At 65.6% G+C, this 23,040-nt stretch carries 13 protein-coding genes; 5 read left to right on the plus strand and 8 right to left on the minus strand.

Going from position 1 to position 23,040, the window contains the following annotated elements; translation table 11 throughout:
* The first annotated feature begins 67 nt into the window (after positions 1-67).
* The 3 genes from BLV76_RS03215 to BLV76_RS03225 are packed head-to-tail and all read left to right on the plus strand — an operon-like array spanning position 68 to position 2,457.
* A complete protein-coding gene (locus BLV76_RS03215) occupies positions 68-439 on the plus strand; it encodes an endonuclease/exonuclease/phosphatase family protein (RefSeq protein WP_090967838.1) in 372 nt (123 codons plus the stop codon).
* 33 nt (positions 440-472) lie between these two features.
* On the plus strand, positions 473-1,711 hold the full coding sequence (locus tag BLV76_RS03220) for an MFS transporter (protein ID WP_090967839.1): 1,239 nt from the start codon (positions 473-475) through the stop codon (positions 1,709-1,711).
* Positions 1,708-2,457, plus strand: coding sequence for a MerR family transcriptional regulator (locus tag BLV76_RS03225; protein WP_090967840.1), 750 nt, complete (start codon positions 1,708-1,710; stop codon positions 2,455-2,457). Before BLV76_RS03220 ends, BLV76_RS03225 begins: the two co-directional genes overlap by 4 nt.
* Positions 2,458-2,559: 102 nt before the next feature.
* Here BLV76_RS03225 and BLV76_RS03230 read toward each other — a convergent pair whose 3' ends face one another.
* Both BLV76_RS03230 and BLV76_RS03235 read right to left on the minus strand, forming a co-directional pair.
* Positions 2,560-2,841: an excalibur calcium-binding domain-containing protein gene (locus BLV76_RS03230; protein WP_090967841.1), complete on the minus strand. Its 282-nt coding sequence runs from the start codon at positions 2,839-2,841 to the stop codon at positions 2,560-2,562.
* 138 nt (positions 2,842-2,979) lie between these two features.
* Complete coding sequence (locus BLV76_RS03235; RefSeq protein WP_090967842.1) at positions 2,980-6,639, minus strand: S8 family serine peptidase; 3,660 nt, start codon at positions 6,637-6,639, stop codon at positions 2,980-2,982.
* A gap of 136 nt (positions 6,640-6,775) precedes the next feature.
* Between BLV76_RS03235 and BLV76_RS03240 the strand changes: the two genes are divergently transcribed.
* Together BLV76_RS03240 and BLV76_RS21970 are read left to right on the plus strand one after the other, a co-directional pair.
* Entirely contained in the window at positions 6,776-7,753 is a 978-nt protein-coding gene (locus tag BLV76_RS03240; RefSeq protein ID WP_090967843.1) for a helix-turn-helix domain-containing protein, read from the plus strand.
* A 180-nt stretch (positions 7,754-7,933) separates the two neighbouring features.
* On the plus strand, positions 7,934-9,484 hold the full coding sequence (locus tag BLV76_RS21970; protein ID WP_139306453.1) for an HNH endonuclease: 1,551 nt from the start codon (positions 7,934-7,936) through the stop codon (positions 9,482-9,484).
* 368 nt (positions 9,485-9,852) lie between these two features.
* On the opposite strand, the gene drmB is transcribed toward BLV76_RS21970, so the two are convergent.
* The 6 genes from drmB to BLV76_RS03280 all read right to left on the minus strand — a co-directional run bounded on the left by drmB (position 9,853) and on the right by BLV76_RS03280 (position 23,039).
* The gene (gene drmB / locus BLV76_RS03255; protein WP_090967846.1) at positions 9,853-11,562 is read right to left on the minus strand and encodes a DUF1998 domain-containing protein; all 1,710 of its coding nucleotides are present in this window, start codon (positions 11,560-11,562) and stop codon (positions 9,853-9,855) included.
* The gene (locus BLV76_RS03260) at positions 11,559-14,675 is read right to left on the minus strand and encodes a helicase-related protein (RefSeq protein ID WP_175539550.1); all 3,117 of its coding nucleotides are present in this window, start codon (positions 14,673-14,675) and stop codon (positions 11,559-11,561) included. The genes drmB and BLV76_RS03260 overlap by 4 nt, the downstream gene beginning before the upstream one ends.
* A 28-nt stretch (positions 14,676-14,703) precedes the next feature.
* On the minus strand, positions 14,704-16,449 hold the full coding sequence (locus BLV76_RS03265; RefSeq protein WP_090967848.1) for a UvrD-helicase domain-containing protein: 1,746 nt from the start codon (positions 16,447-16,449) through the stop codon (positions 14,704-14,706).
* On the minus strand, positions 16,446-21,146 hold the full coding sequence (locus BLV76_RS03270) for a sacsin N-terminal ATP-binding-like domain-containing protein (RefSeq protein WP_090967849.1): 4,701 nt from the start codon (positions 21,144-21,146) through the stop codon (positions 16,446-16,448). Before BLV76_RS03270 ends, BLV76_RS03265 begins: the two co-directional genes overlap by 4 nt.
* A 241-nt stretch (positions 21,147-21,387) precedes the next feature.
* Complete coding sequence (locus BLV76_RS03275; RefSeq protein ID WP_090967850.1) at positions 21,388-22,605, minus strand: type II restriction endonuclease; 1,218 nt, start codon at positions 22,603-22,605, stop codon at positions 21,388-21,390.
* The gene (locus tag BLV76_RS03280; protein WP_090967851.1) at positions 22,584-23,039 is read right to left on the minus strand and encodes a very short patch repair endonuclease; all 456 of its coding nucleotides are present in this window, start codon (positions 23,037-23,039) and stop codon (positions 22,584-22,586) included. Before BLV76_RS03280 ends, BLV76_RS03275 begins: the two co-directional genes overlap by 22 nt.
* Position 23,040 lies beyond the last annotated feature (1 nt).

Genomic DNA, 23,040 nt, shown 5'->3' on the forward strand with positions numbered 1-23,040 from the left:
GGCGGTGTCGTGAACGAGGCATGCATCCACTGAAGCCGCACGAGCGGGTCGCCGTAAGACCTCGACGATGATCTGTGGACAACCGCGACATCACACCGACACAGCGCGTCACGTCGACAAGACGGAGCACGCTGTCGACGAGCTGCTGGTCCGGCTGCGCGCAGCGGCCTCGCTCGTCTGGGGCGGCGACTGGAACCACGCACTGATCGGACGGGAGCACGCCGGCTCGCTCGGCGGTCGCGCGGCCATCCAGTCAGTCTTGGCCGAGCTCGAGCTCGACGTCCCGACCGCCGACCTGCCGCACGTGATCGACGGCCTGGTCAGCATCGACCACATCGCCGTGCCGCATGGTTGGAGTGCGGTCGCCACGCGGATCGAGGCGTCGTACGACGGCAAGCGGCTCTCGGACCACGACGCCTACGTGGTCGCCTCGGCTTGAGCCCGACGTAGCGTCATGGTTTCGACTGGACGCATGAACCGCTCGGTGCTCGCCTACCTCACGTCCTACGGGATCTCCTTCCTCGGCAACTCGGTCGCGGTCGTCGTCCTGCCGCTCGTCGTGCTGCAGACCACCGGAAGCGCGCTCGACGCCGGGCTCGTCGCCGCCGCCACTGCGCTCCCGGCGTTCGTGGCCGGGTTGTTCATGGGCAGCGTGGTGGACCGGTACGACCGACGCTGGGTGTCCGTGCTGACCGACGTCATCTCGGGCGCGGCCGTCGCAGCGCTGCCGATCACCGCGCTGTTCACCGACCTCGGACTCGGCTGGTTCGTGCTGTTCGGCATCCTCGGGTCGTTCGGCGACGTACCCGGACTGACCGCTCGCGAGGCGCTCCTCCTGCCCGTCGCGCGGCGCAGCTCGTGGACCGTGGACCGGCTGGTCGGGCTCCGCGAGGGCACCGCCGCGATCACGATGATCGTCGGCCCGGCGATCGCGGCAGGCCTGGTCACCGCGCTGGACGGGACGGAGGCACTCTGGGTGACCGCCGGCATGTCCCTGCTGGCTGCGCTCATCACCCTCGTCCTGCCTGGCGACGTCGGGGTCATCGGGGCGTCGCCTGCCGGGTCGTCGCCGCGCGCCGTGCTGGCCCACTTGGCCGAGGGCTGGTCGCTGCTCTTCCTGTGCAGCCCCTTCCTGTTGACCGTCACGGTGCTCACGCTGGTCCTCGCGTCCTGCCTCGCGGCCGTGCAGGGCCTCCTGCTCCCGGTGCACTTCACGATCACGGGCGACGAGGGGCGGCTCGGCCTCGTCCTCAGCTCGCTGGCCGTCGGCATGCTGGTCGGGGCGGGCGTGTACGCCGCTGTCGGCACGCGGCTGTCGCGACGGGTCTGGCTGGTCGTCGGCCTGCTCGGCTCCGCGGCCGGGCTGCTCGTGATCGGCTCCCTGCCGGCGGTGTGGCTGGTCTTCGGCGGAGCCGCGATCGTCGGTACGTTCGGGGGCATGGTGAGCACCGTGCTCGGCGTCCTCATGACCGAGCGCATCCCCGAGCAGCTGCGGGGTCGGGTGACCGGCACCCAGAACGCCCTGCTCACCGTGGCGCCGTCCCTCGGCATCCTCGCGACCGCCGTGCTCGTCGACCAGGTCTCGCTCGAGGCGGCCGGCCTCGCGATCGGCGGGCTGTGGGCCGTCGTGGCCGTCGCCGCCCTGTTCCTCCCTTCGCTGCGCGACCTCTCCTCATCGGAGTCTTCGCAGTCCCCGGAGCTCGTGGCATGAGGAGCAAGGAGGTCGCCGAGCTCGCGGGCGTCTCGGTCCGCACGCTCCGGCACTACCACCAGGTCGGCGTGCTCCCCGAGCCCGGCCGCGGAACCAACGGGTACCGCACCTACGAGCTCTCGCACGTCGCCCGCCTCCTCCGCATCCGGACCCTCGCCGAGCTCGGCGTACCCCTCGAGCGGATGGCCGCGCTCCTGGACGATCCCGCCGACACCGCCAGCGCGGACCTGCTCGCCGACCTCGAGACCCAGCTGCGCGAGCGCATCGCGCACCTCGAGGGCCAGCTGCGGCGGGTGAGCGAGCTGCGCACCTCCCGCGCGCGGCCGGACCTGACTCCGGCGCTGGCCGAGTTCCTCGCGGCGGTGGGCGGGGTGGAGGAGTCGGGTCTCGCCGACCTCGAGCACGACGCCTCGGTCCTGCTGGCCCGTCTCTACGAGGCCGGCGGGACGCCCGAGGACCTGCACGAGCTCGCAGCGGTGCTCAACGATGTACGCAGCCGCGGGGAGTACGACGACTTCGCCGCCCGCTTCGAAGCACTGCCCGCGGACGCCTCCGAGGCCGACGTCCGCGGCGTCGCGGATGCCTTCATCGCCGCCTTCGGTCCGATGTTGACGCAGCACGCCGACACGGCGATGGGTGGACGGCTGCGCCAGCTGCGCGAGCAGGACGTGCCCGCCGTCGACCTCGACCCACGCCTCAACGACGCCCAGGCCGCGGTGCTCCGGTTGATCGGCGACACCCTCTGACCCTGCGTCGCCGGACGACGGCACACGTGTCCGAGATGTCGCCCCCGATCGCGCGGATCAGGGGCAGCTTCTCGGACACGTGTGGCGTCGGTCAGGTCAGGCTCACGCCTTCTCGCACGCGATCCCGTCGCCGTCACCGTCGAGGCGGCGGTTGGCTCGCATCGCGGTGTTGTAGAGCGCGGTGTCGCGGCGGAAAGTGGTGACGGGCGTGCCGGAGGTGCGGTCGCGGGCGTTCGCCCGGCCGACGCCGTGAGGCAGGCGGTTGTTGACGACGGTGCAGTTCTGCCACTGCGCCGGGACGGCTGCCTCGGCAGGCGTGACGAGCACCAGGACAGGTGCGGTGATGGTGATGCAGGCGATGGCGCCGGCGAACTTCCTACGCATGGACGTAGCCCCCTTCGGTCGAGCACGGACAGCATCGGTGGGTACCCGCCCTCCTGTCTGCCGAACGCCCGAACGCCCGGAAGAACAGACGGACGCCCGCCGAGGGTGGGGTCCTCGGCGGGCGTCCTCAGCAGGTGATCAACGCACCCCAGCGGCGCGGATCACCTCCTGCTCGACGCGGTTGCCCGCGTCGTCCGAGGCCGTGGCGCGCAGGGCGAGGTGGGTGACCCTCGCCGGGAGTCGCACCGTCCCCGACCACTGACCGACCTTCTCGGGGGTCAGGTCGATCCGCTGCCAGGTGGCCCCGTCGTCGTACGACACCTCCAGCGTCGCGTCCGTCACGCGACCGGCGCCCTCGACGTCAGGTGGGAAGGCGGCTGCGAGCCCGATCTCCTGCCACCTCCCGGTGAGCCGGCCGTTGAGGTCGGTGTCGAGCGCGTAGTCGAGCTGCAGCAGCGGCAGGTTCACCCAGTCGGCCGTCTCGTTCGTGCGCGCGCGGAACTCCCACGAGGTCGACGTCCGCGTGCCGAGCTTCCACGCCGCCGGGCGGGTCGTGTCCATCTCGAAGCGGTAGTCGCCCCAGCCGCCGGCCGCCGGCACCTCGGTCTGGACCGCCTGGAACGGGCCCTCGTCGACGAGCGCACCACCGGCGTAGAGGCGGGACGTCACCGTCGATCCCTCGTCGAGCATGCCGCCGGTGACGCCGTCAGCACCGGAGCTGGCGGTGGGGACGTTGACGGCGAAGAAGTTGCCGACCCGGCGCGGCTGCCAGTAGCCGGGACCGGTGCGCGGCCGCACCACCGGGTCGAACCAGCTGCGGGCGACCTTCTCACCGCGGCGGTAGGACTGCTGGTCGCCGCGCTGCTCCCAGCCGCGGACGTCCTGGACGTCGTCGTACCACGCGGTCCCGGCCTGAGTGCTGACGTAGTCGGTGCGCTCGGTGCCGAGGTGCACCGGCTCGGTCTCCATCAGGCAGGGCGGCCAGTTCCAGTCGCGGCAGTCGCCGCGGCTCTCGATCGCGAGGCGACCGTCCTCCCCGACGAAGCGGTTGGTGATCGTCGCGAGGTCGCTCGTCGACGGCGCCCACGCCAGGTTGGCCGGGATGCGGCCGTCGAACGACCGGACCAGGTCGTAGACGTAGGGCGCCTGCTCGGTGCCGTCGAGCTTCACCGTGACCTTCCGACCGCGCTCGAGCTTGTCGATCATCGGCTGCCCGTCCGCCTGCGTCACCGCGAGGACGGGCAGGTCGGTGCCGCCGGCGTAGCTGACGAAGCGGCCCGGCCGGTCGTTGACGACGAGCACGACGCGGGCGCCGGCACGCGCGGCGTTCTCCGCGACCTCGTAGGCCGCGATGTCGTCGGAGCGCCGGACCAGCACCGCCTTGCCGCGGACGTCGCGGCCGGTGAAGTCACCGGCCTGACCGGTGCCAACCGAGACCGCGGCAAGGCGGGTGGTGCCGTCCCACCGACGGGCGGACGGCAGGTTGCGGGCGTCGATGTCGTCGCCGCCCACCGTCACCGTCAGCAGCGGAGCGGTGCGCCGCCAACGGGTCAGGAACTCGTACCTCGCACCGGCGACCTGTCCCGTCGGCGCCGCGTAGACCGTGTCGATCGCGGGCGAGACGTCGTACTGGTTGACGAAGGTCGCGTAGTCCCCGCCGATCCCGGAGTCGTGCACGTAGCCCGGGCGGCGGGTGCCGTCGATGCTCGGGCGCGGCGTGCGCACCGAGATCTCCTTCGCCTTGCGCGCGTCGAGGACGAGGGTCTGGTCGGCGTCGCCGACGACGAGGTGCGGGTTGCCGACGAGCGCGACACCACTGGCGTTCGCGTCGACCGGCAGCCAGCTGGTCACGTTGTAGACGCCGGGCCGCAGCCGCTGGGTGGGCACCTGTCCGGTGGTCGGGTCGAGCTCGAGCGTCTGCACGAACTGGTCGCCGTAGCGGTACATCGTCACGAAGCCGCCGGTCGCCCGGCCGTCCCTCCCGAGCGCGCGGATGGTGAGGTCGTGGCGCTCCTCCTCCTTGACCAGGCCGACGGCGGTCTGCGCGACCTGCTCGCCGCCGGAGGAGGCGACGATCGTGCCGGAGTACGTCGCTCCCGGCGCGCCGGCGTCCGGGTTGCCCGTGACGGTGACGTCCGCGGTCCCTCCTGCGGGCACCGTGACCTGCTCGGCCGACAGGGTCACGAGCGGCTCGGGTGCCGGAGCCAGGTCGTCGGCGGTGACGGCCTCGGTGAGGTCGAGCGTGACGTCGGTGTCGCCGTCGTTGGTGTAGGTGATCGCGTGCTCGACCGGGACGTCGTCGTCGGCGGGCCAGGCGTGGTAGCCGAGCTCGACGCTCGCGGTCGCGTGGATGTCGGCCAGGGCGGACGGGACGTCGAGGCGACCACCGCCGACCTGGTACGCCGTCTGCCCGGCGAGCGGCTCGGCGGTGCTGACCAGCGCGTCCTTGACCTGCGCGCCCGTCCAACCGGGGTGCTGCTGCTTGATGATCGCGGCCGCACCGGCGACGTGGGGGGTCGCCATCGACGTACCGGACAGGGAGACGTAGGCGCCCTCTCCTTCCGCGGACGCGGACGAACGGGCGGCGAGGATGTCGACGCCGGGGGCGACGATCTCGGGCTTCACGACGGCGTCGCCGAGGCGCGGGCCCATGTCCTGGAAGTACGCCCGCTCGTCGTTGCCGTCGACCGCGCCGACCGTGAGCGCGGACTGGGCGGCGCCGGGCGAGCCGATGCCGCTGACCCGGCCGTAGTTGCCGGCGGCGATCACGAAGAGCGCGCCGGTGGACTCGCTGAGGGAGTCGACCGCGAGCGCCATCGGGTCGGTGCCGTCGCTGGGCTCGGTACTGCCGAGGCTCATCGAGACGACGGGGGCCACCGAGGCGCCCCACTCCATCCCCTCGATGATCCACGACTCGGCGCCCGAGCCGGCGTCGTTGAGCACCTTGCCGATGGCGAGGTGGGCGCCGGGCGCGACGCCCTTCTCCTTGCCGCCCGACGCGGCACCCGTGCCGGCGACGGTCGAAGCGACGTGGGTGCCGTGGCCGTTGACGTCGGTGATCGTCTCGCCAGGCACGAAGCTCTGCGTCTGGGTGACCTGGTCGGCGAGGTCGGGGTGCGTCTGGTCGATGCCAGTGTCGAGCACGGCGACGGTCGTGCCGGTGCCGTCGAGGCCGGCCGCCCACGCCTCCGGGGCGCCGACCTGCGCGACGCTGTCAGCGAGCGAGGCCTCGACCTTGCCGTCGAGGTGGATCTTGGCGATGCCGCCGGCGAAGCGGGCCTTGCTCTGCTGCGCGAGGTCCGCCCAGAAGTCGGTCGCGTCCTCCTTGGACGCGGCGATCGCAGCGCCGTGGATGCTGGTGAGGACCGCTGACCTGGTGGCGTGCTCGGGCGCCGGCGCAGCAGCCGCTCGGGTGCCCGGGCCGTACTGCACGATCAGCGGGATCGACGACACCGACGCGTCGTCGTACCCCTGCTCGACGAGCTCGGTGACGTTGAAGAGGTCCGCGTCGAGGCGGTCCTGCGCGAGGAACGGCAGAGCCGAATCCGGTACGACGTGGAGGTCGCCGCCCACGGTGTACGTCTGGACGCCGCCGGTGCTGCCGGGCGCGCGGTCGATGGTCACTGCGTCGCCGACCAGGGTGACGACGTCGCCGGTGAGGAGCGTGACGGTGGTCTTCTTCGGCGCTGCTGGCTGCGGCGCGGGCTTGCCCTCCGGGCTGGCCGCGGCGCTCGGCACCGACAGCGCGGCGGCGGTGACCGCCAGCGCTGCCAGGCCGGCGAGGAGTGATCGGGGCATCAGGGGTGGGTCCTTTCCGAGACCGAGAGGTAGGCATGAACCTGCCACCGATGAGTACGCTGCTCAATGGCGGGGATACGCCATGACACATCTCCGCCTATGACCGTGCTCACCCGGCAACCCGGAAGGCGGCAGCATGCTCGACGTGCTCGGACTGGATGCGACGGAGGAAGGCGCCTACCGCCGGCTCGTCGCGCTGCCCTCTGCGTCTGCGGAGGACCTCGCCTCGGCCATGACGCTGTCGGTGTCGGCGCTCGCCACCGCTCTCTCCGCCCTCGAGTCGAAGGGCCTCGTCGCCCGCTCGACCGGCCAGCGCGACCACTTCGTCGCCTCTCCCCCGTCCCTCGCGCTCGGGTCGCTGATCGTGGAGCGGGAGGAGGAGATCCGCCGCGCGCAGCTCGAGCTCGGCCGGCTGACCGAGCAGTACCGCGGCTCGGTCGCCGACCGCACAGGGACGGACGTCGTCGACGTCGTACGCGGCCCGCAGGCTGTCGCCGACCGCTTCGCCCAGATGCAGCGCGGCGCGACCTCCGAGGTGGTCGCGCTGGTGAAGTCGTCGGTCGCGATCGTGTCAGCGGAGGAGAACTCGGCATCTGAAGATGTCGCCCTCGCCCGCGGGGTGGCCTACCGCGTCGTGCTCGAACGCGCCGCCTTCGAGCGGCCGGGCTTCATGGAGCGGGTCATCGAGTCGGTGGCCGCCGGCGAGACCGTGCGGGTGGCGGACTCGCTCCCCCTGCGGCTGATGATCGCCGACCGCTCCCTTGCTCTCCTGCCGTTGGCGCCGACCGCCTCCGACGTGGGTGGCGGCGCGTTGCTCGTGCACGAGTCAGGGCTGCTCGACGCCCTGCTCCACCTCTTCGACCTCGTGTGGGCCTCATCCAACGAGGTCCTGCCCTCCGGCGCGTTCCAGCCCTCCGACCAGATCGACGAGGTGGACGCCCGGATCCTGACGCTCCTGCTCGCCGGGCTCACCGACCAGGCGATCGGAGGGCAGCTCGGGATGTCACTCCGTACGATCCAGCGGCGGGTGTCATCCCTGATGGATCGGGCTCGGGTGGTGACGCGGTTTCAGCTCGGGCACGAGGCGGCTCGGCGCGGGTGGGCGGGGAGGTGACCTTTCAACGCCTCGAGTGGTACTAGCAATTTTGCCGGGACGCTATCCGCGTGGCAGATCTGGCCGCGTGACCACGGCCGGCCGTCTGGATTTCGGGCGGCTCGTCCACATCCGACCTTGATCCATGACGGCCTGTCGTTGCGTGCCATAGGGTCATTCCAGCCGACCGTGGAGATCTGAATGCCGTACAACATCGCCAAGTCCCTCGTGAACAAGTTGCCAGCCAACGAGCGCAACGATCCCGAGGTGATCGGCAAGTACCTCCTCGACGAGCAAGGCGGCATCTGCTGGCTCTGTAGTGGACAGATGCACATTGCGTCCGAGGTTCTCGAGGCCGATCACGATGAGCCAGAGGGCGAGGGAGGGCCAACGGTCCTCGCAAACCTCCATCTCGCTCACTTGGAATGTAATAGGTCCAAGCGAAATCTTTCCACGACCCAGATTCAACCCTATCTTCGCCTACGTCGGTTCATGCGAGAAAACGGCGGGCGCCTTAAGTATGATGGCGTGACGACCCACTTTGACATCGTGCCTGGACCGTCGCACGTCGAGCTTTCTCCGACATCAGCGGATATCTCATTCGCGGACAAGTCAACTACCTCGTCCCAGTTGCATCGAGAAAGCGTAGGGGGCACTGACTTCACCTTCTGCTTCGTCGAGGTACCGAGGGTTGCTCTATTCAACGACGCTCGCGTGCAGCCCCGAAATATCCGATATGACCACGCATTCATGATCTACAGCGATCTCTTGAAGAATCCACTTCACGAGCCACCTGGCTGCAGGCTCGACGAGCCGGATAAGAACGGTCTTCAGCGAATCCTGATGTTTGACGGCCAGCACAAGACGATTGCTTGCTGGATGCAGGGGCGCATGACCATCGTCATTAAGCTCTACCTAGACATGAGCGTCTCTGCTGCCAACTATCTCGTCAACTCAATTCAATCGAAGATCAAGAAGCTCCCACTCTCGGCGTTCGAACTCGCATCGAAGATGTCAGACGAATGGCGCAATAAGGTCGACCAGTACGAATCCGCGATGGCCGACCAAGGCAAGAGTGCCAGCGAAGACGGGTTCCTAAGGTGGGTGCCAAGCGGTGCAGAACGTACCCGCGCCAAGGCCGCCTTTCAGTCAGCACTTATGCAAAGAGTGCTGGAACACTCCAATTTTCGAGCTAACAACTTCACGGAGGCGTCGGCCTCACCCAGCCTGACGGAAGGCATGATCAAGCGTCAGATCCTGGACAAGATGTTGAGTAGCGCGCCACTCAAGGATCCGTTCTACGAGTCGACTAGTCGTCGCGAAGAAGAAGTCGAGAATATCGTCTGGATGTGGAATCTTGTTCTCGATGAGCTCGCGACCAAAAGGGATGATGGAACACCTGACGAGATCTTTATTGAACGAAGCCGACGACTATTCAAGCAAGCTTCTCTCGAACATATCTCGAATCTGCTCGGCCAACTGTACGGATACGTCATGATAAAGGGGGACTCCAAAATGCTTGATGGCGTTCCCGATCAAACCCAGCGTGACGCTATCGAAAAGTCGATCAAGAACATTTGCGATCACCCAGTTTGGACTGCATCACTCGATCGTGACGGAAGGATGCTAGCGGTTCAAGACGCACTGACGAAGAATCAGGGAGGAAAGGACTCGTTTGAAGGCGTGGCACTCAAACTCTCTTACGCGCTCCTTGGGCAGGGCGATACTGAGTACGGTGCCTACTGGAAGTAGGCACTTACGTTTCCCGCGCAGGCGGATCATAGGTGATCTGAGGCTGCGCGTCCTCGAGGGGCAGGAATGTGGGCTCCAGCAAACCCGCCTCCGCCGCAGCGGGCACCTTGTCGCGCGGGACACCGTAGACGCCCTAGCGATCGTCTCGATAGGCAACTCCTCTCAGCTTGGTGCAGCACACGGATCTCTCCCCAGTCCTCCATCGACAACAGTCCAGTCCTCGTGCCTCACCGTCTCGACGAAGGGTCAGAATTCAGCGGCGGAAGGAGGACAGGTTTCAGGCGGCATCGATCCGCAAAGACTCATCCGGCGCTCGGCGTCCGATTCGCGATGCCTATTCGCGCCCGGGATGACGGGGACGTGTCGTGCTACATCCCGCTCAACATTCCAGTAGTTGCTTCGCCATCCACTCCTACCATCGCCACACGGTCCAAGAAGATGTTCCGGTGCTCGCAGCTCGTCTCCGGCAGCAGCAGACATGCGTGGCACGCTGCGAGATTCAACCCGTCGCTGCCTGAGGGCCCTGACTCCGAACAAACGGGGTCATTGGAACACCAACGTGCCCTAGTGACTGCGTTCCGCAGGATCTCGGCCATGCGCTCCTGGTCTGCTAGTGCAGCTAGACCTCCAAGGCTCCCGGCTGCGTCCGATGACGCCGTGTACACGAGGAAGCCCGCCTGCTCCTTCTCGGCGTAGATCCGTTCCCGCAGAGCGCCCACGGGGTAACCGGCATCGAGGCTGAGTTCTTTTAGTACCGCATGTGCGAGCGTGTGGACCGCGAGGAAGCGAGTAGAGGGCGCTTCCACGTTCGACCCTGTGTCGCTGTCTCGGGCCTGAATCGCGGTGGCGAGCATGGTGCGGCGATCGTTAGCCTCGCTCCCAGACTCCCAATCGGCTACAAGGCCCTCATCCAGGCGGACGAAGACGCCTTCGCCGAAGATCTCGACGGCCGGCAACCAGTCGTGGCGTCGCAGGCTAAGCCCCGCCGAAGGCCCTTGTTCCGTGGCCACCGGAGTCACCCTAGAGAAGCCACTCAAAGCCCTGACCTCACGTAGGCGAGTGACCTTTGAGACCTGCGCCAGAATCCACGACAGACTCGGGGACACGTCCACGGCGACGCATTGGAACGAATCTTGTCGACCGCCGTGGTTGCCGTCGACGAGCGCTTGGTACTCCTCTGCACGGAGTTCCGCCTCGGTTGGCGGAGGGCCTGCTATTACGCCCCGCCGTTGGGCCACCAAGGCCATGGCGCTTTCGACATCTACGTCACGATTCTTCGCCGCCTGTGCTTCCACAACGGTGCGCACTGCCACGTCGTCGAGCACCTCGAACGAGTCCCAGAGCTTGGTTACGAGGCGCGCACTCGGGCTAGACCACGGTGGGATCGAGATGCTGGATCGCACAGACGCGAACCACACGTTCGCGGAACCGCGCTGCAGGGCACGCAGGTTCTTGTCGCAGGCTTCAGGCTCAGAGCCGGGCAGCCACGGACGCCGGCCGGAGCAGCCCTTGACCATGGCGACTGCGTTGCGCCCGAACGCTCCTTCCAGGTCACGCGGCGGAACTCCGCAGGAACACCTGATCACGATGTCCCCCAAGGAAGACGATGTCCCGCGAGTCTCCAACCGCAGGGAGTGCTCGGCGGACTCGTCCCAAGTGACGGCCCCCTCCACGCGGCGGTGAACCCATTGGAAGTACGGGAACTCCTCAAGATGTCCGTTCTCGCAACAGGCCACGAAACGTGACGGGGTTAGTTCGCGGATGCATTCCTGGCATTGCATCTTCTGGGCATCGAACTCCCAGTAGCGCGCCAAGCGGCGGCACTCCGGGCAGTACTGGAACTCAGGAAAGCGGACAACGGGGACGTCCCCGCGCCGCGCGCCCGTGGAGGGTGCCCTGAACAGGGAGACTCCCAACGACCGCGCGAGCCGCGGCTCCTCGATCGGGGTGCACCTCCGGTCGTCCCACTCATCAAGGCCACAAATCAGGTAGCTGTGATCGCCCGAGGGGAAGATTGCGCCGACCCCGAAAGTGGAGACCAATTGGCTCTGCCGCACTCGTGTGTCCTCAGGCTTCATGGCGTGCGGGCCTCTCGTTTCACGTTGACCAACCGCAGTGTGCTCTCGCTGTCGACATTCCTGAGGCTCGTCAGCGTCGGCCAAGCGGGCCGGCTGGGTGGGAAAACTTCCACCAACGGTTCGTTATCCGCACCTTGCATTTGGGCGCCTGCCGGAACCATCAGCGCCGCATCCGGAGATCTCCAGCCTGCGTATTTCGACACGTATCCATCGGCAACCGCATCCCTCCAGTGGTCCACCAGAGCGTCGACGGCTTGCAGCACCTCATCCTCCTGCTCGGGCGCGATACTGCGGACGCGCTCCAGGACGCAAGCCAAGGCATCGTCGAGATCTGAGCGACTCACCTCGTCGACCATGCCCGCTGCTGAATCCGGCCGTGCGCCGGTAAGCAGGTGCCGGAGGAGGACTACAACCACGCCGTGAAGCCCACGGTCCAGGGCTCGGGGAGCGAAAGGCGTGGCACCGGTTGCCTCAACCTGCTGGTAGATCGAACGGTGGTACGTGGTGAATGACTCGAAATGGGAGAGGTCCCTCGATCGGCCAGCATTGAACAGGGTTATCACCAAACCGGGGTGGCGACGCCCTACTCGACTGGTCGCTTGGATGTACTCCGACGTTGTTTGGGGTTGCCCGGAGACGACCATGAGGCCAAGTCTGTCGACATCCAGGCCGACAGAGATCATGTTCGTCGCCAGCACGGTGTCCGGAGATTCGGGAGATGGATAGGGAGTCTGCAAGGCATCGAGCTCGACGGGGATCTCGCTTGCCTTCTTGCGTGACGTCAGCTCGCGGGGGTCTCGGGTCTTGCGCTCGGACTGCCCCAACCGCGATGCGACGACCTTGATGCGGTCCCGGACGTCGTCGATGGTTGCGATGTAGGCCGCTCCAAGAACCCTTAGGCTCCCGAAGTAGCCGAGCAGCGTCCAGTAGGCATCCCGGACCTCGTCTGGCACCTCCATCCCGGCTCCTGCCTGGAGGAGCGCCGCATAGGCACGAACCGTCAGGGTCGCGTGGCTCGCGCCTGGTGCCATGACGCCGACGTATTGCCGGGTGCCCTTCGTCGCCGATGACGCATCGACGGCAAAGAAGGAATCCCCTGCTTCTATTCCGGGTGGCGGGAACTGTCGCGACTCCCGGTTGAACACTGCGCGGACTTGCTGGGCAGATCGTCGAATGGTTGCCGTGGACGCCACCACCTTGGGACCGGCACCCGTGTGCGGGTCGGTCGCAAGCCGGTCCACGGCGGTCTCGTACAAGCCGACCAATGTACCGAGGGGTCCACTGATAAGGTGCAGCTCATCCTGGATAACCAGTTCGGGTGGGGCGTCTGTACCTCCCCCGAAGATGCTGTTCGAATCGGCATTCCACGCCAACATCGCAAACTTGTCAACGGTGCCGATGACCAAGGACGGTCGCTTCGCGTACACGTCTGTGTCAACCAATGCGACCGGCAGCCCTGCCGCGAATGGGCAGGTGGTCCCGGGACACTCAACGCGTAGTTCATCGGCCGCCCTGTCAGCGACGTAGGCGACCTCAGACAGCCTGCTCCCACACCAAGGGCAACGCAGCAGTTGGACGGGATCCCCATTCTCCGGGGTGAGCCCGCGAGCTCTGTCACGCAGCGCCTTGCCGGCGTCCCTCACGTTGTTCGGTGTCGCTCCTTGTCCCACCCACAGCCCAATGGTGAACGGCGACTTCGACGAGAGGTCGGGCTGCCCGGCCCGCCAAACCTCAAGTGCGCAGACGAGGCCCGCAGCCCGTTCGAATTGTTGAAGGGTCAGCAGCCGCAGGGTGTAGCGCATGAGGACACCCACGCCGCCCCCCTGCCCATCGCTGCCGGTCCCTCGCAAACGCCGAAGCACTAAGGTCAGTGAGATCAGGCCGAGGTAGGCCTCGGTCTTCCCACCGCCGGTGGGAAACCACAGCACATCCGCAATCTCGCGATCGTTGCTGGCCGGGTTAACGACCCCTTCGATGTTCATCAGGATGAAGGCCATCTGGAACGGGCGCCACGCTGCGACGACGGCGTCGATGTGTCGGTCCGAACCGGTCCTCAGCACCTCCTGACGTTGCCTTTGGCTACGCATCGTCTCGTTCATGGCCGCGAACGCACGAGCGACCATCGCATCGCTCTCGAGGAGCGAGATGCCTCGTCGCATCCTTCGAGCGGCTGCCTCAGCTTCTCGGAGATGCCTCCCCGCGGTGTCCAGGTGGGCTCCGTCTAGAGACTCTAGGTCGATGATGCTGCGGTCGTGAATCCACGCTTCGTAGGTTTCGACCAATGCGTACAGGAGGGTTCTGTCACCGGAGGCCAGCATCTGCATATCCAGAGACGGCACATCAGCACGGCTGGCATCGGCCAGAGGCAGGTCGTGTTGGGGGAAGAATGTGGTCGTCAATTGACGGACCACGAGCCCTTCCTCCCATTCGACGGCGACGCCGTGACCTACAGCGAGGTTGCGCTGGCGGCGGTGTAGCAGCGCGCTGCTCATCTCGTCGTCGTCCATGAATTCGACGCTCGGGCTGGGACGCCGGTCCACGAACTCGCCATCCGGCGTGCGAACTGTGAGCGAGGGCCGGAACCAGCAAGCACCGTCGGGTGCTCCCTGCAAGGGCTCTGACAAGTCGTTGAGCAGCACGACCGTCACACTTCGACGCCCGTCCTTCACCGGCCGGATCACATAGCGCAACACCAGGCCTTGTCCCAGGACGGACTGCCCAGACCCGGTGACCGCCAGAGTGAGGTCAACCTCGACGGGTCCGAACGGAACCCTGCTCCATGAGTTGCTCGCAGATTCTTCAGACACCCGCTCGTAACGATCGGCTTGCACCGTCACGTTGATGACCGGGGTAACGGCACTGACCGAGGTGGTCAGACCAATGGTCGATGGCCGACGAGTATGAGCAAACGAAACACCCGGGTCGTAGGTAGCGTCCACCTCGGTTCCGGCGTCCTGATCAGTGTCGTCACCCAGCGTCGAGTCCGGTTGCGGTTCGGCCGAGGTGCCCCTTGGGTAGAGCACGCCAACAAGGAATCGCCTCAATGGCGCTTCGTCGATCAGCTCGTGGTCATGCGTGCCCTGCAGATCGGCCACCAGCGCCTCGACCATCATCCGACGGGCGTCGTACCACGCAGAAATGTCATTCACCGTCGCTGTCGCTCCATTCGATGTCGGCAAGTCCGGACAGCACCGGTATGAGCCGGAACTTAAGGGATTCGTCCACAAACGTGGCCACATCCTCGATGTAGGCATTAGTAAGAGTTGGCCAACCGCGGCGACGCCTCTCCAGCCCTCCGATGCGGCTCACAAGGTCCGTCCCGAATGCCTCGGTCGTTACGCCGACGGACTTACCCTCGATCTCCACGCTGTAGATGGGTCGCTCCAAAGTGGAGAGGACAAGATCAGGCGTCAGGCGAGCGGACCTCCCGACGAGGTACTTCACGTCCAGCATTCCGGTGGCCCCCGTAACACCGAGATCGCCGCCAGCGTCTCCATCGATGTCACCCATGCGCATCTCGAACGCCAACGTCTGCCACTTCTGCGGACCTCCGCGGATCCACCGGGCCCCTGCTGGTGGAGGCGGCTTGTGTAGCCGAACCGTGCGATCGGAGGGTCCGGGCACTCTCAGAAGCAGATCCTTCGCCCGGGTCAGGGCAACGAACCGTCCTCTTGACTCCTCCTCAGCCGTGCGGGATTGGCCCGGCGATAGATCCTCCACCAAGGCGACGTGGTCAAACTCCAGACCCTTGGCTCGGTGCACCGTCGACACCACCACATCTGCGTCGGGGACGGAGACGAGTTCCGGGGCGAAGGTGAACCGTGCTCGGAGCGACGAAGCCAGAGCAACCTTGTCGATCTCCGTGCCGCGCCCTGATACGACGGACCTGAGCGCTTGCCAGGCGACGGCGGTATCCACTTTGGGGGCGACCTCGCTCAGCAGATCTCGGAACTCATCGCGAGCCAGCGAGGCTGCGGGCGAAACGAAGACAAGTGCTATCCAGGCCGCTAAGCACTGCTGCTGTGCGCCGCGGTGCAGGGTCACCCTCAGCCCCATGTCGCGCAGCGCCGACGCCACCAGCAATGCGTGCCCGTTCGTCCCCGTCAGGAAGGCCTTGGTGCCCGACCGGGTTGCCAGCACGTCCCACGCCTCACCTGCGCTGCCAAGCGGAACCACTTCATTCCAGAAATCCTCGACGTCGTCAGGATCCGCTGTATCGGCGCCCGACATGCGGAGGCCAGCAGCGGCGACCGCGTCACGGCTCCGTGCGCGGTACTGACCTCGCAGAAACACTGTCCGAGCCCCGTCGGCCCGCACTTGGTCGAGCATCTCGGACGAGGTGGTTCCTCCGCCTTCCTCCGCTAGCTGGAAATCGTAGATCGCCTGCGCGGGGTCGCCCAGGAGGGTCATCCCAGCCTCCTTCGGAATCGATGCGAGAAGCGCCAACACGAAATCGGCTCGCACGCCCACTACGTCCTGCACCTCGTCGACCAAGACATGCTCGATGTCCTCGCCGTCATCCCATCCGCCGGTCTTGAGTAGTTCTGTTGCGTGAGAGACGCGTGCCTCGAAGGAGGAGCTCGTCGGGTCATCCTCCGCATACCGACGCAGGATCAGGCCGGCCAGAGAATCGATAGTCCGCACCTGAACGGGCGGGACATCGTGCGCCTTGAGCCGAGCGTGGACAGCGTGCACAGCAGCGTTGGAGAAGCTCAGCACCAGCAGTCCGTTTACCGGGTCGACGCCCTCGTCAATGATCAGGTTCTCCACCAGACGGGCAACAACGTGCGTCTTCCCTGCCCCAGGCCCAGCAATGACGACCTGCCGTTCCGATGGGTCACAAGTGGCGACGGTCAACTGGTCGTCGTCGAGGCAGACATCGCTCAACGCTTCGTCCAGAGGTACTCGAACTCGTTAAAGGCCAGCAAGTCGCCGTACTGATCGAAGTTGTCCTCCACGTTGACGATGAGGACTTCTTCCGACCCGCCGTTGAGCGGTCCTCTGAGCCCGCGTCCGATCATCTGTTGGTAGACGTTCGGGCTGAAGGTGGGTCTGGCGACGTATACCGCTCGCACCTGCGGAGCGTCGAAACCCTGGGTGAGAACGTTGTAGTTCGTGATCACCCTGATGCGCCCCGCTTTGAACTCCTCGACATAATGACGGCGCACCGCTGGCTCGGTATCGCTGGAAACGGAGACCGCGGGGACCCCGCGCTGGGCGAGTAGCGCCGCCACGACGCGTGCATTCTCCACCGACGGGGCGAATGCGATCACCGTCCAGTCGTCCGGCAACGACGCGATGTGATCCACCACGCGCTTGGTTCGCTCGAGGTCCGACCCCAGTCGCTCGGACACCGTCGACGGCAACTTCCGAGTCTTTTCGATCTCCGCCTTGTCTTGCGCGCTGAGCGTGACGTCGATCCCGTCAAGCACTTCGTGGCGCACCTGCGCCAGAACGCCCATGTCTTGGAGTTCTTCGTACGGGTCTTCCTTCCGGAAGGCGCCCTGATCCAGCCGATTGCCGTCGTACCTTCCCACGAGTCGGTCCGTGTCCACCTCCGAGGTCCCCCGGAATGGTGTAGCTGTCAGACCGAGTAGCGGACGTCGGATGTCCCTGTCGCGACCCCGACCTCCACGCCCCATCCAGTCCAGCACTTGGGTGTAGGAGGTTGCGATCGACGTGTGCGCTTCATCAATCACGACGATGGATGGGTCGCGCAACCAGTCATACTCCTCGCCCCGCTTCTGTAGGGACGACAGCTTCTGCACTGTGGCGATCACCAGTTGGAACGCGCCCGGCTCCTCCGGCACCTCGTTGCTGCCCCATAAGCGACCCAGACGCATAGGAACCTGAGGCCCGATGGCGCGCCAGACATACGTCCAGGTCTCAGCCGCCTGCTCGCACAGTTCATCCGTCTGTGCAATCCAGACCAAGGGCTTGTCGGGGGCGACCAGCTCCAGTGCGACGGCCTGCACAAGGGCCTCCACCGTAACTCGCGTCTTGCCGGCTCCTGTCGGCAACGAGACCATCCCGCGATCTGGTCCCACCCCGCGCAGGAGTTCCTCGATCCGCTCGGTGACGACCTTCTGGTAGGCGTGCAGCGGACTCAGCACAGCTGGCCCATCTACCACCTCTACGGCAGCTCGCTGGCTCCCCGGGAACCCGGCCCAGTCTCCCGGGAAACCAAGTCCGTCGACCCACTGCCGCGGGAGCCGACGCCCTGTCCACTCGCGAGGCGGCATCAGTCCGTTCTCTTCCAGCGCAGGACTGAGCACCTTCAGGATTCCGACACCGTGGACAGCTTGGGCCAAGGCTGCCACCTGTGTTGGCGAGGCCTCCCCCGTCGCTTGCTCGAGGACGGTGAGTGCTTGCGCGGGGACGGCACGACGCAGTGCCTCGACACCTGCTGCCAACACAAGCCGCTCATTGTGGTCCTTGCAGCGTTTCACCTGCGTACGAAGCTTGTCAGTCGCGGCCTTTGCCATCGAGGCGAGGACCTGGTCCACGCCCTCACGTCCGAGGTCGAGCCCAAGCGCTTCAGAGACCTGCGCGAGGCGATCGCGGGCCGACTCGCCAGTCACGAAGAGCGTCCCGGACTCCCGACGGAAGGCCAGCCGCTTGGCCACCTGGCCCTTTGGCGTGGCGGTCATGCGTTCGATGCGGCTTGCCGGCTGCAGCTTCAGGTCTTGGTCAGCAGTCTGCAACCGGATCTTCAGCGGTGGAAACTCATCGGTCAGGTGTACCAACTCACCGGATGGCTCGACGATTACCTCCTCTTGGAGCAAGTCCTCGCCCAAGGGCATCTCGAGCTTACGGACGAACTCGTCGAGATCCGTGGGTTCCTCCACGAGGAGGGCAGGGATACCCGCATCGAGCAGAGAGTCGTAAGTGGTGGACGAACTCGTCACGCCGACGTTCTGCACCTCCACTGGTTGCCGGCTGTTGCCGACTGCCACGACCGGAGGTGAATTTGTGAGGAGGTCCGCCGGTCCGTGGTACAGACTCCACGCGTAGAAGTGGGAACGGTCCGCGTCCCTATCCGGGGAGCGCCAGTTATCTACAACGTGCTTCATCCGACGCCACGATTCTCCGCCAAGCTCCTCGAGTGATGCCTTAACGCCGAGCATGGACGCCGCGCTAGGTGCGATGTCTACAGTCGGGAAGACCTCAGGCCTGACACCCTCCAACGGAACCACGGTGTCCGACGGGCGAAGCGTTCCGTGCGAGGTCGCGAAGTGGGCGTTCCGCCAAAGGAAGAAGGTCTCCGGCCCCACCACGGTGACCGACTCACCACGGTTTGCCACCCTCACGGGCGGTGGCAAGGTGCGCCTGAGCAGTAGCTCCGTCACGATCCGTTTGGCCTCGGCGCTCATGAGCGTGACTGGCTGAAGCGGCCATGTCACGCTCGCGGGCATCGAAATCTCGGCCTTCTTGGGGTCGACGAACCTTGTGTTATCGACGAAGGCCTGACGAGCCATCTCCGCCCATTCCTCGAGCCATGGCTCGCCGAGCTTGCCACTTCGGCTCAGCGGAACCTCCACGGCTCCGAAGTGCTGAAGTAGCTCGTCGTCGTGCGAGTGGAACTTGGGGTCGATCAGGAAGCCCGGATCGCGACTCCCATCGGCTGGCACCAGCCGACCACCTATGAATGCGTCGCAGACCCTTACCCACCTTCCCGCAGCAGACTTGACGCGCCCTGATCTGACGAATTCCCCCGGGAGGTCCTCATGAAGGATGTCGTCGATACTTCTGGGCGAAAGCTGGCGCATTACCCGCCAGATTTCACTCCAGATCGCGGCATCCGCCGGGCTCTTCGCACTGGCATTCCACCGGTGCAGAAGCTTGCGAAGTTCACCGCTGAGGTCCATGAGCTTCACACCGAGGACACCGAGTGCATCCGGAATTCCTGGGCGCTTGGCGAGATCACGATCAACGAACGCTACGTCGGAACTGTCATCCCCCGCCACGCGCACGAAGACTCGCCCCTTGGCAGGCGCGCTGAGCGATCCATCCTCGAGGCGCACGATCTTGGCTGCCCGCACTTGGGCCTGAACCTCACGCTGAAGTGCCTTCGCGTCTTGGCCGCGTCGCCGCCTCGTGAACTCCTCAATACCCGCATCGTCTGCGAAGACATGTTCGGCCAGCAGGATCGCGTCTGCTGACGCGTCCACCGTTTCGCTTGCAACTAGCGCCTCGAGCCATTCCGATAGCCCTGCTGCGCTGTCTTCGATCGCAGCACCTGCACCCATCAACCGCGAAACCTTCAGGCGTCGCTCTTCGGGCGCGTAAGCGGCACCTGCGACCCAGTGGTCCAACGGTGCTGAAGCCGTCGCGGCCCACCTGTCCAGCCAGCCGCTGGCGCCCATATTGCCGACCCACTGGAGTTCCTTCGGCTTACGCAGGTCGCCCGCGGCGTTCGGCACACACGCGACCTTCCTCATGTGGCTGAAGATCGGCCCATTGATCTCCTCGTCAGCCCAGTTACGTGCCTCCTTGGCGCCGAGCTCGCCACCACGGGACGGCAGCGCATCCAGGATGCTCACCGCTTGGTCCGTGCCCCCGAAACGGATCAGGGCCGAACCGACCAACTGTGGCAGGACCTCGAGCAGTTCTCTGTTGAAGCTGCTATCCAGGAGGTGACGGCGGTCGTCGCTCAGCTTCCACGGCGCATTCACGATGCCCGACAACGTCGTCTTCGTTTCGGTCGGGAAGTAGGCCCAGAAGGCACCGTCACTCTTCGACGGCGGGAACTGGACGGCGTACTGCACCTCTACGGACTGTCGCGCAGCAACGTGGCCAGCCTCGGCGTAGGCGGCTCGCGATACCGCCACCTTCTTGGTGACGAGCGACCACGTGGTCGATCCTGTCCCGGAGACGACGGTAACGAAGCCGTCACCACGGTCCTGCCGCGCAATGGTGCGGTCTCCCGCCATTATGGATGGCTGACCGTCAGGCCCAGTCACGTTGCTTCGCATCCGGACCGTCTTGAGATGCGGGGAGAACAGAACAAACTCAGAAGGAAACTGTGCGAGTCGGGACGCCAGGGGCGTCACGTCCGTGTTCAGCGTGGCCACCACCACGGTGGACGCCCAGTCCATGAGTTCTGCCAGCACGGGATCGGCATGCGCGCCGTCCCCCTGCGGATCCAGGACACGAGCAAGCCGCATCACCGGATAGTGGTCCTCGTCGTACCCACGGCTCTGAAGCAGCTCGGTCGACCACATACGGTCAAATCCGAAGGAGACTGTGCGACTAAAGACCTTAGGCGTGTCCGACACCGCCAGGATCGACTTGAAGCCGATTCCGAACTTGCCGATCTGCTCATCGTCCTTGGCGGAGATATCGGACGCCAGGACTGATCGAATGCCTCGCTCAGTGAATGGTTCCCCATCGTTGGCCACGTAAAGAGTCGTGTCGCTCAGGTAGACCTCGACGCGACCTCCGCCCTTGGCGGCAGCGTCCGTGGCGTTCTGGAGCAGTTCCTCGAACTGTCGCGACGAGTAGCCGCCTTGAGCGATGCGGCGCTCATTGTTCGCGTCCTGCCGCACCCGTGACGCATCCTCGGCATACACGTTCAGGCACACCCGCGTCTGCTCGTCTACTACCCATGCCAGACCGGCCGAGCCAGCCTTCCAACCGTGCACTGTTCCCCCATAATCACGCTTCCGGTACGGGACGAATGTAGATCAGCCGTCCGACACACGCAGGAGAACAGCGACTCACCCGAGCGCTCGACGCAATTGATACTTCGCTCGATACTTGCGGACTACTGCACGGACAAATGACCGCAGCGGCACCGATCACATGTCGCATCCCGTGCCGCGGTCACGAGCCTCCCGCCGTGACAGCCTGAAAGTCCTCCAACATCTGCGCCACAGTCCACACTGTCTGTGACGGCAGATATGCGCCATGGAGGTCGGCCGGTACAACGAGCGTCACGTTGCTGTCGGCCATCTCTGTCGTCTGGCCTTCACTGATCGGCGCCTCCAACGTCAGCAGATGCTTGTGCGGGATTCGAGCGGCTTCACTCAGGATCTGACGCCATCGGTCCTTGCAGGTCGATTTGACCGCGAGCATGCGAAGTCGCGCCGCGTCGTGGGTGCGGTCGCGGTAGGCAACCTCCCCCGGTACCAGGAAGTCGGGACGCACCTTGCCCTCTGTCTTGGGTTGCGCATCGAACGAGATCTCCCAGGCCTCAAGGACTGCAGCTACATGGTTCTCCAGCGCGTGACCCGCGCGCGACTTGCGGCGCTGGAAAGCGCTCATGGCGAGCTTGAGTATCTGATCGACGTCGGTCGCCGCTTCGGCGATCTTCTCGGACAGCACGTGCCGTTCAAAGGTGCGGAACAGGATCTCCTCGCGCTCCCACCACTCGAGAAGGGCCGCGTCAGGGTCAATGCGCGAGTCAACGGCCAGCAAGGTCTCTCGCGCGAAGGCAGAGAACACCTTGGTCTGAGGGAAGGTCATCCCGAATCGTTCGATAAGGACATCGAGAAAGTTGTCGTCAGCGAGCTCAACCTCATAACCGAGGGCTTCCAGAAGCGCACGCGACGTGAAGTTCAGGTCGACGCCCGACGGAGCAGTCTCAACATCGAACCGATCAGCGGGCTCCAGCCCAAACAGGACCTCCACCTGCTGCGCAAGGGTTGACCCTCCAGCGGCCACGATCACCAACAGGTCGCGTTGCGGATCTGACCGCGTCTTCGCAAGGACCAGGTAGTCGCCGGACTTCGCCCGACTCATGACCTCGATGCCAGCGGGATAGTAGAAGCGGTACTCGGTGCGCGTCGGGTGGGCTTCGCGAGCGTCGTACCACGTTGAGGTGCTGTCGACCACGAGCGGGTCGTTGTCGTCCTCTAGGTACACGTAGGAGGTCGCGAACCTGCGGCCTCCGTTAGCTGGCGGCACGTCAAGCAGCTCGATCAGTGGTGCGACACCATTGAATTCATGCTGGTTCGACCTGGTGGGATCCGTCTCGACACTGCTGAGGTACTTTCCTGCAGCTCCGTCGAAGTAGTCCTCTAGCCTTGCGCTTGCAGCCATGCCACGTCGACTCTCTGGCTCATTCCCCTCAACCAGCCCTCGAGCTGATCAACCGTCGAGTCGAAATCCTTCCGCGTCGCGCACTCCCACACGACCGCGACTCGCCAGCCTGCATCCTGAAGCAGACTTAAGTTGCGCTGATCCCGCTCGCGGTTAGCCATCAGTTTGTCCCGCCAGAACTCGGGCCGCGTGGCGGGGAGTTTGAAGTAGGGACACCCTTCGTGGGCATGCCAGAAGCATCCGTTCACGAGAACAACCGCGTGACGCGCGGGAAGCACGAGGTCGGGCCTACCAGGCAGGCTCCGATCGTGGAGCTTGTACCGGAACCCCCGGCGGTGCAACGCCTTGCGGAGGACGACCTCAGGCTTGGTGTCCTTGCCGCGGATTCCAGACATCATGCGGCTGCGGACCTCGCGAGACACAATATCCGGCATG

Origin of the sequence: Nocardioides exalbidus, assembly GCF_900105585.1 — a bacterium.
GTDB lineage: Bacteria > Actinomycetota > Actinomycetes > Propionibacteriales > Nocardioidaceae > Nocardioides > Nocardioides exalbidus.

What these genes read in the sequence shown, in the direction of transcription:
- BLV76_RS03215 (WP_090967838.1), top strand. Translation starts at nt 68, where the DNA reads ATGATCTGTGGACAACCGCGACATCACACCGACACAGCGCGTCACGTC.
- BLV76_RS03220 (WP_090967839.1), top strand. Translation starts at nt 473, where the DNA reads ATGAACCGCTCGGTGCTCGCCTACCTCACGTCCTACGGGATCTCCTTC.
- BLV76_RS03225 (WP_090967840.1), top strand. Translation starts at nt 1,708, where the DNA reads ATGAGGAGCAAGGAGGTCGCCGAGCTCGCGGGCGTCTCGGTCCGCACG.
- BLV76_RS03230 (WP_090967841.1), bottom strand. Translation starts at nt 2,841, where the DNA reads ATGCGTAGGAAGTTCGCCGGCGCCATCGCCTGCATCACCATCACCGCA.
- BLV76_RS03235 (WP_090967842.1), bottom strand. Translation starts at nt 6,639, where the DNA reads ATGCCCCGATCACTCCTCGCCGGCCTGGCAGCGCTGGCGGTCACCGCC.
- BLV76_RS03240 (WP_090967843.1), top strand. Translation starts at nt 6,776, where the DNA reads ATGCTCGACGTGCTCGGACTGGATGCGACGGAGGAAGGCGCCTACCGC.
- BLV76_RS21970 (WP_139306453.1), top strand. Translation starts at nt 7,934, where the DNA reads ATGCCGTACAACATCGCCAAGTCCCTCGTGAACAAGTTGCCAGCCAAC.
- drmB (WP_090967846.1), bottom strand. Translation starts at nt 11,562, where the DNA reads ATGAAGCCTGAGGACACACGAGTGCGGCAGAGCCAATTGGTCTCCACT.
- BLV76_RS03260 (WP_175539550.1), bottom strand. Translation starts at nt 14,675, where the DNA reads ATGATGGTCGAGGCGCTGGTGGCCGATCTGCAGGGCACGCATGACCAC.
- BLV76_RS03275 (WP_090967850.1), bottom strand. Translation starts at nt 22,605, where the DNA reads ATGGCTGCAAGCGCAAGGCTAGAGGACTACTTCGACGGAGCTGCAGGA.
- BLV76_RS03280 (WP_090967851.1), bottom strand. Translation starts at nt 23,039, where the DNA reads ATGCCGGATATTGTGTCTCGCGAGGTCCGCAGCCGCATGATGTCTGGA.